A 13338-nucleotide genomic window follows, 5' to 3' on the forward strand; every position below is an offset into this window, starting at 1 on the left:
CGACCGGGGCCCCGCTGTCTCACACCAGGCAGTTGACGATCTCGGCGACCGAGCGGCGGCGGCCGGTGTAGAACGGGACCTCCTCGCGCACGTGCCGGCGGGCGCCGGAGGCGCGCAGGTCCCGCATCAGGTCGACGATCCGGTGCAGCTCGTCGGCCTCGAAGGCGAGCATCCACTCGTAGTCGCCGAGGGCGAACGAGGCGACCGTGTTGGCCCGCACGTCCGGGTAGCCGCGCGCCATCTTGCCGTGCTCGGCGAGCAGTTCCCGCCGCTCGGCGTCGGGCAGCAGGTACCACTCGTACGAGCGGACGAACGGGTAGACGCAGACGTAGGCGCGGGGCTCCTCGTCGGCGAGGAACGCCGGGATGTGGCTCTTGTTGAACTCGGCCGGCCGGTGCAGCGCCATCTGCGACCAGACCGGGGTGAGCGCCCGCCCCAGGGTGGTCCGCCGCAAGCGCAGGTACGCGTCCTGGAGGGCGTCGCTGGAGGAGGAGTGCCACCAGATCATCAGGTCGGCGTCGGCGCGCAGGCCGGCGACGTCGTACAGGCCGCGGACCGTCACGTCCTTGCCGGCCAGCTCCTCGAAGAGGGCCTCGACCTCGCCGGTCACGTTCTCCCGCAGGGACGGCAGCGGGCTGGTGGCCCGGAACACCGACCACATGGTGTAGCGGATGCTGGCGTTGAGCTCCTTGAGCCGGGCCGCGTTGGTCTGCTCGGTCATTGACCCGATCCTCCCAGTGCTTCGATGATCTCCCCGGCCGCCGTCTCGCCGGAGCGGACACAGACCGGGATGCCGACGCCGTCGTATCCGGCGCCGGCCAGGACCAGCGTCGGATGGGTCGCGCGCAACGCCGCCCGGGCGGCGGCGAGCCGGTCGAGGTGACCGGGGGCGTACTGCGGCAGGGCGCCGCCCCAGCGCTGCACGTGGTCGGCGACCGGCGCGGGCAGCGGCACCCCGAGCACGCCGGAGAGTTCCCGGTGCACGGCGGCCACCAGGTCGGCGTCGGCGAGCTGGAGCGAGGTCTCCTCGCCGTAGCGGCCGACGGAGGCGCGGACCAGCGCGAGCCCGTCCGGCCGGGCCAGGTGCCCCCACTTGGTGGTGAAGAAGGTCGACGCCTTGACCAGCAGCCCCTCGGTGGCCGGCACCAGAAAGCCGGAGAGCCGCGGCAGCGCCGGCTCGGGCAGCGCCAGGGTGACCAGCGCCACGCTGGCGTAGTCGAGGCCGCCGATCGTCGCGGCGACCGCCGGGGCGCAGTCGGTGAGCAGCCGGGCGGCGGGCCGGGCCGGCACGGCGAGCACCACCGCGTCCACCTCGATGAGTTCCGGGTCGCGGGTCGGGCCGACGGTCAACTGCCAGCCGTCGGCGGTCGGCTTCAGCTCCCGCACGGCGGCGTCCCGCCGGATCGTCGCGCCGCTGGCCCGCGCCGCCGCCTCGACCAGCCGGCTGAGCCCGCCGACCAGGGTGCCGAAGACGGGCGCGCCGGGCGGGCGCGGCGCGGCGGCCTGCGCGGCGCGGACCGCCCCGACCAGGGTGTGTTCCACCCTGGCCGCGCGGGCCAGCGCCGGCATGGTGGTGGCCAGCGAGAGGTCGTCGGCCCGGCCGGCGTAGACCCCGCCGAGCATCGGGTCGACCAGCCGGTCGACCACCTGGTCGCCGACGCGGGACCGGACCAGCGCGCCGACGGAGACGTCGTCGTCCGCGCCGAGCAGCGGGCGGCCGGCGTCGCGGTCGGCGTCCGCCGCCGGCGTCGCGACCGCCGCCACCTTCTCCAGATCCCCGGGTACGCCCACCAGCGTGCCGCCGGGCATCGGGCGCAGCCCGCCGTCGACGGCGAGCGCGGCCTGCCCGACGGTGGGATGCACGATCGAATCGGCCAGGCCGAGCCGGCGGATCAGGCCCACTGCGGCGGACTCGCCGCCGGCCGGGTCGCGCATCAGGAACGACTCGGCGCCGAATTCCACCGGCTGCCCGGCCAGCTCACCGGTGCGCAGCTTGCCGCCGAGCGCGCCGGACTGCTCGTACACGGTGATCTCGGTGCCGGCGGGGGCGCCGTCGCGCAACCGGACCGCGGCGGCCAGGCCGGCGATGCCACCGCCGACCACCGCCACCCGCCACGGCCGCCGCACGACGCCCTCAGCCCTGCTCGGCCCGGCGCGCGGACACCTCGTGCACCAGCGCGACCACCCGGGTCAGCACGTCGGGGTCGGTCTCCGGCAGGACGCCGTGGCCGAGGTTGAACACGTGGCCGGGGGCGGCCCGGCCCTGCTCCACGATCCGCCGGACCTCGGTCTCCACCACCGACCAGGGGGCGAGCAGCACGGTCGGGTCGAGGTTGCCCTGCACCGCGCGGTCCGGGCCGATCCGCCGGGTGGCGACGTCCAGCGGGGTACGCCAGTCCACGCCGACCACGTCGGCGCCGGCCTCGCCCATGGCGCCGAGCAGCTCGGCGGTGCCCACCCCGAAGTGGATCCGGGGCACGCCCGCGTCGGCCAGCCCGGCGAGCACGACCGCCGAGTGCGGCAGCACGTAGCGGCGGTAGTCGGCCTCCGACAGCGCGCCGGCCCAGGAGTCGAAGAGCTGCACCGCGGAGACCCCGGCGTCGACCTGCACCCGCAGGAAGGAGAGGGTCACCTCGGCGAGCCGGGCGCAGAGCGCGTGCCAGAGCTCCGGCTGGCCGTACATCAGGGCCTTGGTCTTGGCGTGGGTGCGGGACGGGCCGCCCTCGACCAGGTAGCTGGCGAGGGTGAACGGCGCGCCGGCGAAGCCGATCAGCGGGGTGTCGCCCAGCTCGGCCACGAGCAGCCGGACCGCCTCGTCCACGTAGGAGACGTCGTCGCGGGTGATCGGCCGGATCCGCTCGACGTCGGAGGCGGTGCGCACCGGCTCGGCCACCACCGGGCCGGTGCCGGGGACGATGTCCAGGTCGACGCCGGCCGCGGCGACCGGCACCACGATGTCGCTGAACAGGATCGCGGCGTCGACGCCGTGCCGGCGGACCGGCTGGAGGGTGATCTCGGTCACCAGCTCGGGGCGGCGGCAGGAGTCCAGCATCGCCACGTTGGCCCGGATCTCCCGGTACTCCGGCAACGACCGGCCGGCCTGGCGCATGAACCAGACCGGGGTGTGCGGCACCGGCTCGCGGCGGCAGGCCCGGACGAAGGGCGAGTCGGCCGGTCCGCCGCGGCGGGATTCTCCGTCTCGGGCGGCACGGCCCGTGGTGTCGGTGGTCATCGCGGCAATCGTGCCACGGTCCCGGGTGACGCCAACGGGCAGCGCCGCCATTTGTGACCCGCGTCCGCCGGGTCGTCCGGCCCTGGTGCCATGGGCGGGACGTGCCGCCCGTCGACGCGCCGCACCGGGTCCGGCCCTCGGCGTGCCGTCCCGGCGGGCGGCCGGACGGCGGCATAGGCTGCCGGCATGGCCCCCCCGATCGCGCCCCCGGAGACGTTCGCCCGCGCGGTCGCCGGGCTGCGGTCGGTCACCTGCCGGCCCGAGATCGTCCTGGAGGAGGTCGGCGCCCCGCAGCGCCTCGCCCCGTACGCCTTCGCGCTCTCCGCCGCCGTGCCGCGCGAGGAGGACGAGGTGGCCACCGGCCGGCTGATCCTGCTCCACGACCCGGCCGGCCACGAGGCCTGGCAGGGCACGCTGCGGCTGGTGACCTACGTGACGGCCGAGCTGGAGGTCGACCTGGCGGCCGACCCGCTGCTGCCCGGAGTCGGCTGGACCTGGCTGACCGACGCGCTGGAGGCGCACGAGGCCCCGTACCGGGCGGCCGGCGGCACGGTCACGCAGACCCTGTCGACCCGGTTCGGCGAGCTGGCCGGGCCGCCCGCCGCCGGGGACATCGAGATCCGGGCCTCCTGGACGCCGCTCGGCGAGGACCTGGGCCGCCACCTGCTCGCCTGGTGCGCGCTGCTCGCCTCGACGGCGGGGCTGCCCCCGCCCGGGGTGACCGCCCTGCCCGGGCGCCGTCCGGCCGGCGCCGCCTGACCGCACCGGTACGGAGCTGCCCGGACGCGCCGACGGGGCCCGGATGTCCGATCCGCGCGGCCACCCGCCGGACACTTGACCGACACACCCCGGACCGGCTGCGCACACGGGATCGCGGCGCGCACTAGGGTTGTCAGGTGACCGACGAACCACCCCTGCGCCGTCGGGCCGCCGAAAGCCGTACGGGAGACGCCTCGCCCTCGGCCGCGCCGGAGCCGGAGGACGTGGGGACCGACCAGCCCAGCGGCGGGCCCGTCCCGCTGACCACGCCCCGCGACGGCACCCCCAAGCCGGTGGCCGCCCCGAGCGAACTCGACGAGGTCGTGGCCCGCTTCGCCGCGGGCACCGGCCCGGTCGCCCTCGACGCCGAACGCGCCTCGGGCTACCGCTACTCCCAGCGGGCCTACCTGGTGCAGCTGCGCCGGGAGGGCGCCGGAACCGCGCTGATCGACCCGCTGCCGCTGCCCGACCTGACCGCGCTGGACGAGGCGATCGGCGACGCCGAATGGGTGCTGCACGCCGCCAGCCAGGACCTTCCCTGCCTGGCCGAGGTGGGTCTGCGCCCGCGTCGGCTCTTCGACACCGAGCTGGCCGCCCGGCTCGCCGGTTTCGAGCGGGTCGGGCTGGCCGCCCTCACCGAGCAGCTGCTCGGCTACACGCTGGAGAAGCACCACTCGGCGGCGGACTGGTCGAGCAGGCCGCTGCCCGAGTCCTGGCTGACCTACGCCGCGCTGGACGTGGAGATGCTGGTCGACCTGCGGGACGCGCTGGACGAGGAGCTGACCCGGCAGGGCAAGTCGGCGTGGGCGGCGGAGGAGTTCGCCGCGCTGGTCCGCAACGGCGCCCGCCCGCCGCGGGTCCGGGCGGAGCCCTGGCGCCGGACCTCGGGCATCCACCGGGTACGCGGGGCGCGGGCGCAGGCCCGGGTCCGCTCCCTCTGGTACGCCCGGGACCAGATCGCCGCGCGGCGGGACGCCGCCCCGGGGCGGGTGCTGCCGGACTCGGCGATCGTGGCCGCCGCCGAGCTGGACCCGAAGGACGAGAAGACGCTGCTGACGCTGCCCGGGTTCGGTGGCCGTTCGGTGCGCCGGCTGGCCCGGACCTGGCTGGCGGCGCTGGACGACGCCCGGCAGTTGCCCGAGGACGCCCTGCCGGTGGCGCCGACGGTCGAGGGTCCGCCGCCGCCGCACCGCTGGGCGGAGCGCGACCCGGTGGCCGCCGGCCGGCTGACCCGCTGCCGTGAGGTGGTGGTCCGCATCGCCGGGGAGCACAATCTGCCGCCGGAGAACCTGATCACGCCGGACTCGATCCGCCGGCTGGCCTGGCAGCCGCCGGACGACATCACCGACGCGACCGTCGGCGAGGTCCTGCGCGGCTTCGGCGCCCGGGAGTGGCAGCTCACCCTCCTGCTCCCCGCCCTCACCGAGGCCCTCTCCACCCCCTGACCCACCCCACCCCTTCGCTGACTCGAAGTTGTCGCCCCCGCGCTCGGCGCGCCGGGGCGACAACTTCATGATCGACGGCACTCGGGCGGGGGTGAGAGGTGTGGGGTGGGCCACATGGGGGGTGCTGTCGGTGTTGGTTACTGGCGAGTAGCATCCGGGGGAACGTGCCCGTGTCGGCGACCCTCATTCGGTTCGGAGTGCCGCCTGCCGGCGCGAAGGCCGGATCATGGTCGAATAGGAGGCTCAAGTGCCCCGTGAAGTTCGGGATGTCGTCTTCGTCGACGGCGTCCGTACCCCGTTCGGCAAGGCGGGTGGCATGTACGCCAACACCCGCGCCGACGACCTGGTGATCCGCTGCATCCGCGAGCTGCTGCGCCGTAACCCGCAGCTGCCCCCGGAGCGGGTCGAGGAGGTGGCCATCGCCGCCACCACCCAGATCGGCGACCAGGGCCTGACCATCGGCCGCACCGCCGCCCTCCTGGCCGGGCTGCCCAAGACCGTCCCCGGCTTCGCCATCGACCGGATGTGCGCCGGCGCGATGACCGCCGTCACCGCCGTCGCCGGCGGCATCGCCATGGGCGCCTACGACATCGCCATCGCCGGCGGCGTCGAGCACATGGGCCGGCACCCGATGGGCGAGGGCGTCGACCCCAACCCGCGGATCATCGCCGAGAAGCTGGTCGACCCGTCCGCCCTGGTCATGGGCGCCACCGCGGAGAACCTGCACGACCTGGTCCCGCACATCACCAAGCAGCGCACCGACGCGTTCGGGCTCGCCTCGCAGCAGAAGACGGCGAAGGCGTACGCCAACGGCAAGCTCCAGGACGACATGGTGCCGGTCGCGATCCGTGACGCCGAGGGCGCGTGGGGCCTGGCCACCACCGACGAGGCTCCCCGGGAGACCTCCCTGGAGAAGCTCGCCACCCTCAAGACCCCGTTCCGCCCGCACGGCAAGGTCACCGCGGGCAACGCGGCCGGCCTGAACGACGGCGCCACTGCCAGCCTGCTCGCCGACGAGGCCACTGCCCGCGAGCTGGGCCTCCCGGTCGCCATGCGGCTGGTCTCGTACGGCTTCGTCGGCGTCGAGCCCGAGGTCATGGGGATCGGCCCGATCCCGTCGACCGAGAAGGCGCTGCGCATCGCCGGCCTGACCATCGACGACATCGGCCTGTTCGAGCTGAACGAGGCGTTCGCCGTGCAGGTGCTCGCCTTCCTCGACCACTTCGGCATCGCCGACGACGACCCGCGGGTCAACCCCTGGGGCGGCGCGATCGCCATCGGCCACCCGCTCGCCTCCTCGGGCGTCCGGCTGATGACGCAGCTCGCCCGACAGTTCGCCGAGCACCCCGAGGTCCGCTACGGCCTCACCGCCATGTGCATCGGCATCGGCATGGGCGGCACCGTGATCTGGGAGAACCCGCACTGGGAGGGAAACAAGTGAGCGCGCTCTCCGCCCCGAACGAGGTCGTCACCCGGGCGCTGCTGCGCCAGGTGAACGTCCCGGGCCTGGACCGGCCGGCCGCGTTGATCACACTGGACAACGGCTTCGACCACACGAAGCCGAACACCTTCGGCCCGGCCGGTCTGACCAGCCTGGACGAGGCGATCACCGCGGCGCTCGCGGCGAACCCGGCGTTCATCGCGGTCACCGGCAAGCCGTACATCTTCTGCGTCGGCGCCGACATCGTCGGCCTGCCGGCGCTCGCCGACCGGGAGCAGGCCCTCGAGGTCGGCCGGCTCGGCCACCGGGTCTTCGCCCGGCTCAAGGACAGCGAGATCCCGACCTTCGCCTTCGTCAACGGCGCGGCGATGGGCGGCGGCCTGGAGCTGGCCCTGCACTGCCACTACCGGACCCTCTCCGGCGGCGCGGCGGCGCTGGCCCTGCCCGAGGTCTCCCTCGGCCTGGTGCCCGGCTGGGGCGGCACCCAGCTGCTGCCGAACCTGATCGGCATCCCGGCGGCGACCCAGGTGATCATCCAGAACCCGCTGATGCAGAACAAGATGCTCAAGCCGAAGCAGGCCGCCGAGATGGGCATCGCGGACGTGCTGCTCGAGCCGGGCGACTTCCTGGAGCGGTCCCTGGAGTGGGCCGCCGGCGTGGTCCGCGGCGAGGTCACCGTGGTCCGTCCCGAGGTCGACAAGGACATGTGGGCGGGCGTGCTCTACTTCGCCCGGCAGACCCTCGACCAGCGGCTGCACGGCGCGGTCCCGGCCGCGTACAAGGCGCTGGACCTGCTGGAGACGGCGAAGGACGCCGACTTCGCCACCGGCACCGCCGCCGAGGACGAGGCCCTGGCCGACCTGGTCTTCAGCGAGGAACTGCGCAGCGGCCTGTACGCCTTCGACCTGGTGCAGCGGCGGGCCAAGCGGCCGGCCGGCGCGCCGGACAAGGGCCTGGCCCGGCCGGTCACCAAGGTGGGCATCGTCGGCGCCGGCCTGATGGCCAGCCAGCTCGCGCTGCTCTTCGCCCGCCGCCTCCAGGTGCCGGTCGTCATGACCGACCTGGACCAGGCCCGGGTGGACAAGGGTGTCGGCTACGTGCACACCCAGATCGAGAAGGCCGTCAGCAAGGGCCGGATGGACAAGGGCACCGCCGCCAAGCTGTACGGCCTGGTCAGCGGCTCGGTCGACAAGGGCGTCTTCGCCGACGCCGACTTCGTCATCGAGGCGGTCTTCGAGGACCTGGACGTCAAGAAGCAGGTCTGGGCCGAGCTGGAGAAGATCGTCAAGCCGGAGGCGGTGCTGGCGACGAACACCTCGTCGCTGTCGGTCACCGCGATGGCGGCGGAGCTGGAGCACCCGGAGCGGGTGGTCGGCTTCCACTTCTTCAACCCGGTGGCGATGATGCCGCTGCTGGAGATCGTCCGCGGCGAGCGGACCGACGACGCCACCCTGGCCACCGCGTTCGCCGTCGGCAAGCAGCTGAAGAAGTCGTCGGTGCTGGTCTCCGACGCGCCCGCGTTCGTGGTCAACCGGCTGCTCACCCGCTTCCTCGGCACCGTCTTCGCCGCCGTCGACCAGGGCACCCCGCTGGACGTGGCGAACAGCGCGCTGGACCCGCTGGGCCTGCCGATGCGCCCGCTCGCCCTGCTCCAGCTGGTCGGGCCGGCGGTGGCGTACCACGTGGGCGGCACCCTGCACACGGCGTTCCCGGACCGCTTCGCGGTCAGCGAGAACCTCAAGCGGATCGCCGAGTCCGGCCAGCCGATCGTGGTCGACGACCGGGTGAACGAGGACGTCGCCAAGCTCCTGGTGGTCGGCGACCAGCCGCTCACCGCCGAGCAGGTGCGCCAGAACGCGCTCGACGCGCTGGCGCAGGAGATCCGGCTGATGCTCGACGAGGGCGTCGTCGCCGAGGCGCAGGACATCGACCTGTGCATGATCCTCGGCGCCGGCTGGCCGTTCCACCTGGGCGGCGTCACGCCGTATCTGGACCGGACCGGCACCTCCGAGCGGGTCACCGGCCGGCGGTTCCTGCCGCTCGGGGCGGCCAGCCTGCGCGGCTGACCCCACCCGCTGCCCGCGATCGCGGTGGTCGGCGCGCCCCTCGCGGCGCCGCCGGCCACCGCGATCGTCGTTGGTGGGCGCCGTCGGCTCGGACACGGGGCAGCGGGAGGGGACTTCGGCTGGCTACCATCACCCGTTCTCATCTCGCGCTGGAGCTGATCAATGTCCTCACCGCCGGTCGATCCCTGGTCCGGGCAGCCGGAGCACGGCCCGCCCCCCGGCCCCCACCCGTACCCGCCCGGCGGCCAGCCCCCGCCGCCCACCCAGGCCGGTGGCTGGCCGGCCGCGCCCCAGCCGGGGCCGCACCCCGATCCCCAACCCACCCAGGCGTACGGGGGTTTCCCCTCCGTGCAGCCGCCGTACGGCCAGCCCTACGGCGCCCCGGCCGAGCAGCCGTACGGCGCCCCGGCCGCCCCGTCGGCCAGGAAGTCCCGGCTCCCGCTGATCCTGTCGCTGGGGCTGGCCGGCCTGCTGGTGCTCTGCCTGGGCGGCGGCGGCCTCGCCTACGTCGCCCTCTCCGGTGGGGACGACCCGGACCCGGTGGCCGGCTCCACGCCCCCGCGGGGCGCGACGCCCACCGCCACCGCCACCGCCACCGCCGAGGAGACCCCCTCGGCGGAGCCCAGCGCCGAGCCGCGGATCCGGTTGGTCGCGCCGAAGAGCCTCGCCGGCCGGGCCAAGAGCACCGACCCGGAGCTGCGGAAGCTGGCCGACGAGATGGTCGAGGACATGAAGTCGACCGTCCGCAACGAGAACGGCGCCATCGGCGCGTTCTACGGCAGCCCGACCCGGCGAAACATGATCATGGTCGCCGGCGCCTCCGGCTTCGTCCTGGACCCGGAGAGCGAGCTCGACGAGGCGGTCGAGGGGCTCTCCGGCGAACTGGCCGCCCGGAAGATGTCCACCGTCGACCCGGGCCCGCTCGGCGGTGCCGCGCGCTGCGGCGACGGCCGGACCTCCGGCGTGTCGCTGGGCGTCTGCGCCTGGGCCGACCAGGGCAGCGTCGGCATCGTCGTGATGTTCTTCTCCACCGGCGCCAAGGCGAAGGCCCAGTTCATCAGGATCCGGGGCCAGCTCGAGAAGCGGTCCTGAGTCGACGCGTGCCCGGGTCGGCGGTCACCCCCATCGGGACCGTCGACCCGGGACCGTCCCGGTCGGCCGGCGGTTCGCCGACAGCGGCTGGCTAAGATCACCCGTTCCCCTCCCCGCAGACCTGGAGCCGTCCCATGTCCCAGCCGCCGGCCAACCCCTATCCCCCGAATCCGCAGGGCGACGGGCCGTACGGCTCGTACCCGCCGCCGCAGCAACAGCCCGGCGGATATCCGCCGCCGGGGGGCTACCCGCAGCAGCAGCCCGCTGGTTACCCGCCGCCGCAGCCCGGGGCCTACCCGCCGCCAGTCGGCGCCCCCGCTCCGCCCGGCCAGCCGTGGGGCGACCCGAACGCGCCCGGCCAGCCGTACGGCGGCCCGGGCGTCCCGCCGGCGCCGAAGAAGTCCTCCGCCGGCAAGATCGTGCTGATCGTGCTCGCCGCGCTGCTGGTGCTCTGCCTGGGCGGCGGCGCGGCCGTCTTCTTCCTGGTCAAGGACGAGGTGAAGGAGGCGGTCGACGCGCAGGACATCCGGGTCAGCGCGCCGGAGACGCTCGCCGGCCGACCGAAGGTCACCGACCCGAACCTCCAGGATGTCGCCAAGCAGCTGGAGTCGGAGCTCAACCGCACCATCCCGGACGCGACCAGCACCGCCGGCGCCTTCTACGGCAACCCCGCCAAGCGGGACCTGGTGATGGTCGCGGCCGCCTCCGGCCTGAACCCCGACCCGACCAGGACACTGAACGACTTCCTCGCCGGCGCCCGGACCAGCGACGTCGAGATCGGCGCGATGAAGACCGTCGACGCGGGGCCGCTCGGCGGTGTGGCCAGGTGCGGCGACGCCAAGGCCGCCAAGGTGCCGCTGGGCGTCTGCCTCTGGAGCGACAAGGGCAGCCTCGGCATGATCATGATCTACTTCAAGAACGGCGACGACGTGCAGGCGGAGTTCGCCACCATGCGCGGACAGATCGAGCAGAAGTCCTGACCCGTACGCCGCGACAGCGGGCCCCGTCCACCGAAGTGGACGGGGCCCGATCCGGTCAGCCGGCCGTGGCGGCGCGCTCCGGGGCGCTGCGCAGGACGCAGAACCCGTTGCCCTCGGGGTCGGCCAGCACCACCCAGCCCGAGCCGTCCGGGCGGCGGTGGTCGGCCACCTGGACCGCGCCGATCCCGAGCAGCCGCTCGACCTCCTCGTCCCGGGTCCGGTCGGTCGGCTCCAGGTCCAGTGGCGGGATGCGCCCCGCGGACGTGGATGTCAGCGGTGACCGGGGCGGGGCGGGCGACGGTGCATGGTGGACATCGGACGCACCTCCCTTCGTCGCCTCTGGCTGACGCGGGCTGATCATTCCACCCGCCCGACCGCCCGCCAACCGGATTCCGCCGCTCCCCGGAGCGTGGCCGGGACGGGCGGCGCGGACGAGCAGGCCGACAGCAGGAGCGGCGTCACCGCTCCCGGTGCGCGGTCGACCGGACGGCGGCGGGCCGCGCGACCGCGCCCTCCGCGCCGGCGGCCGGCAGCGCCACGGTCACCTCCAGCCCGCCACCGGGCTGGGTCACGACCGTGACGGCGCCGCCGTGCGCGTCGCAGACCGCCCGGACGATGGAGAGCCCCAGCCCGGACCCGCGCGCCCCGGTCCGCTCCCGCCCGCCCCGCCGGAACGGCTCGAAGAGCCCCGGCACGTCGGCCGGGTCCACCTCGAAGCCGGTGTTCCCCACCACGAGAAAGGAGCTGCATCCGCCGGTGCCGGTCCGTACCCAGAGCCGGCCGTGCAGGTGGTTGTAGCGGACCGCGTTCTCGATCAGATTGCCGGCGAGCCGGTCCAGCAGTCCCGGATCGCCGACCACCGGAGCCGGCCGGAGCGAGGTCTGCACCCGCAGCCCGATCCGCTCCACCTCCCGGGCGACGGCCGACAGGGCGTTGGCCGTACCGGTGGCGAGGTCGCACTCGGTGCGGCGGGCCAGCCGGCGACCGGTCTGGGCCTCGCTGCGGGCGAGCACCAGCAGCGCGTCCACCAGCCCATTGGCCCGTTCCGAGGCGTCGCGCACCACGGTGGCCATCCGGCGGTACTCGGCCGTGTCCGCCTCGTCGTCGCTGAGCGTGACGTCGATCTCGGTCCGCATCACCGCGAGCGGGGTACGCAGCTCGTGCGAGGCGTTGGCGACGAAGCGTTTCTGCGCCTCGAAGGCGGCGGCGATCCGGTCCAGCATCGCGTCGAAGGTGCGGGCCAGCTCGGCCACCTCGTCGTCCGCCCCCGACCAGCCGATCCGCTGGTCCAGGGTGGCCTCGCCGAGGCGCTGCGCGGTGGCGGTGACCTGGTGCAGCGGCCGCAGCGCCCGCCCCGCCACCAGGTACGCCCCGGCGACCCCGACCACGCTGATCGCCAGCAGGGCGACCAGGCCCTTGAACAGCAGCTCCTGCGACGCCGCGTCGACCAGTTGACGCTGCCAGACGGCGGCGTCGAGGGTGCGGCCGTCGGCCAGCAGCACGGTGGTGCCGGCGCGCAGCTCGTCGCTCGGGCGCAGCGCGTCGCGGACCAGCAGCCAGGCCAGCGCCACCAGGACCGCCCCGGCGCCCACCAGCAGCACCCCGTTGAGCAGGGTCAGCCGCAGCCGCAGCGTGGGGCGCAGCCGGCGGGTCATGCCCCCACCGTCCGGTAGCCGGCGCCGACGACCGTCTCGATCAGCGGCGGGTCGCCGAGTTTCCTGCGCAGGGTCATCACGGTCACCCGGACGATGGTGGTGAACGGGTCGGTGTTGGCGTCCCAGACCCGTTCCAGCAGCTCCTCGCTGGAGACCACCGCGCCGCGAGCCTTGACCAGCTCGCAGAGCACGCCGAACTCCTTGTTGGTCAGGTCGACCGGGGCGCCGCCCCGGCTGACCACCCGGCGGGCCGGGTCCAGCACCAGGTCGGCGATCGCCAGCACGGGCGGGGCGGCCGGGGTGGCCCGCCGGCCCAGCGCCTGCACCCGGGCGACCAGCTCGTCGAAGGCGAACGGCTTGGGCAGGTAGTCGTCGGCGCCGAGACCCAGCCCCTCGACCCGGTCCGCCACGCTGTCGCTGGCGGTCAGCATCAGCACCCGGGTCAGGGTGCCGGAGGCGGCCAGCTCGGCGCAGATCTGGTCGCCGTGCATCCCCGGCAGGTCCCGGTCGAGGACCACCACGTCGTACCGGGTGACGAAGGCGGCCTCGTGGCCGGCGTCGCCGTCGTAGGCCACGTCGACCGCCATGCCACGCTTGCGCAGCCCGCGCGCGATCGCGTCGGCGAGGTTGCGCTCGTCCTCGACCACCAGTACCCGCATCCCGACCTC

Annotated in this window: 12 protein-coding genes; 6 read left to right on the forward strand and 6 right to left on the reverse strand. The window is 74.7% G+C overall.

Translation table 11 applies throughout. The features are described 5' to 3' along the window. Positions 1 to 19 precede the first annotated feature (19 nt). From hemQ to hemE, 3 genes are read right to left on the reverse strand one after another with little or no spacing between them, the layout of a single operon-like run. Positions 20 to 721 (reverse strand): hydrogen peroxide-dependent heme synthase, encoded by a 702-nt coding sequence (gene hemQ / locus AC5L3Z_RS18365; RefSeq protein WP_494843570.1) that lies wholly within the window; start codon positions 719 to 721, stop codon positions 20 to 22. Continuing rightward, positions 718 to 2127, reverse strand: coding sequence for a protoporphyrinogen oxidase (gene hemG / locus AC5L3Z_RS18370; RefSeq protein ID WP_494843571.1), 1410 nt, complete (start codon positions 2125 to 2127; stop codon positions 718 to 720). The genes hemQ and hemG overlap by 4 nt, the downstream gene beginning before the upstream one ends. 7 nt (positions 2128 to 2134) lie before the next feature. Then, complete coding sequence (hemE, locus tag AC5L3Z_RS18375) at positions 2135 to 3232, reverse strand: uroporphyrinogen decarboxylase (protein WP_494843573.1); 1098 nt, start codon at positions 3230 to 3232, stop codon at positions 2135 to 2137. A 186-nt stretch (positions 3233 to 3418) separates the two neighbouring features. On the opposite strand from hemE, the gene AC5L3Z_RS18380 reads away from it, so the two are divergent. From AC5L3Z_RS18380 to AC5L3Z_RS18405, 6 genes are all read left to right on the forward strand, one after another. After that, entirely contained in the window at positions 3419 to 3991 is a 573-nt protein-coding gene (locus tag AC5L3Z_RS18380) for a DUF3000 domain-containing protein (RefSeq protein WP_334526942.1), read from the forward strand. A 137-nt stretch (positions 3992 to 4128) separates the two neighbouring features. Further along, positions 4129 to 5436 (forward strand): ribonuclease D, encoded by a 1308-nt coding sequence (locus AC5L3Z_RS18385; RefSeq protein ID WP_494843575.1) that lies wholly within the window; start codon positions 4129 to 4131, stop codon positions 5434 to 5436. Between the two features lie 247 nt (positions 5437 to 5683). After that, the gene (locus AC5L3Z_RS18390) at positions 5684 to 6877 is read left to right on the forward strand and encodes a thiolase family protein (RefSeq protein ID WP_494843577.1); all 1194 of its coding nucleotides are present in this window, start codon (positions 5684 to 5686) and stop codon (positions 6875 to 6877) included. Then, on the forward strand, positions 6874 to 8943 hold the full coding sequence (locus AC5L3Z_RS18395) for a 3-hydroxyacyl-CoA dehydrogenase NAD-binding domain-containing protein (RefSeq protein WP_494843579.1): 2070 nt from the start codon (positions 6874 to 6876) through the stop codon (positions 8941 to 8943). The genes AC5L3Z_RS18390 and AC5L3Z_RS18395 overlap by 4 nt, the downstream gene beginning before the upstream one ends. A gap of 162 nt (positions 8944 to 9105) precedes the next feature. Further along, positions 9106 to 10035, forward strand: a complete 930-nt coding sequence (locus AC5L3Z_RS18400; protein WP_494843581.1) for a hypothetical protein — start codon at positions 9106 to 9108, stop codon at positions 10033 to 10035. Positions 10036 to 10169: 134 nt separating this feature from the next. After that, positions 10170 to 11015 carry a hypothetical protein gene (locus tag AC5L3Z_RS18405; protein ID WP_494843583.1) on the forward strand — a complete coding sequence of 282 codons (846 nt, stop codon included), beginning with the start codon at positions 10170 to 10172 and terminating at the stop codon, positions 11013 to 11015. A gap of 55 nt (positions 11016 to 11070) precedes the next feature. Here the strand turns inward: AC5L3Z_RS18405 and AC5L3Z_RS18410 are convergent, their stop codons facing one another. From AC5L3Z_RS18410 to AC5L3Z_RS18420, 3 genes are all read right to left on the reverse strand, one after another. Further along, the gene (locus AC5L3Z_RS18410) at positions 11071 to 11376 is read right to left on the reverse strand and encodes a VOC family protein (RefSeq protein ID WP_494843585.1); all 306 of its coding nucleotides are present in this window, start codon (positions 11374 to 11376) and stop codon (positions 11071 to 11073) included. A gap of 97 nt (positions 11377 to 11473) precedes the next feature. Next, positions 11474 to 12670: a sensor histidine kinase gene (locus tag AC5L3Z_RS18415; protein WP_494843587.1), complete on the reverse strand. Its 1197-nt coding sequence runs from the start codon at positions 12668 to 12670 to the stop codon at positions 11474 to 11476. Continuing rightward, a complete protein-coding gene (locus tag AC5L3Z_RS18420; RefSeq protein ID WP_494843589.1) occupies positions 12667 to 13329 on the reverse strand; it encodes a response regulator transcription factor in 663 nt (220 codons plus the stop codon). The genes AC5L3Z_RS18415 and AC5L3Z_RS18420 overlap by 4 nt, the downstream gene beginning before the upstream one ends. Positions 13330 to 13338: the final 9 nt, after the last annotated feature.

The sequence above is a fragment of the Micromonospora sp. LZ37 genome (genome assembly GCF_059359015.1).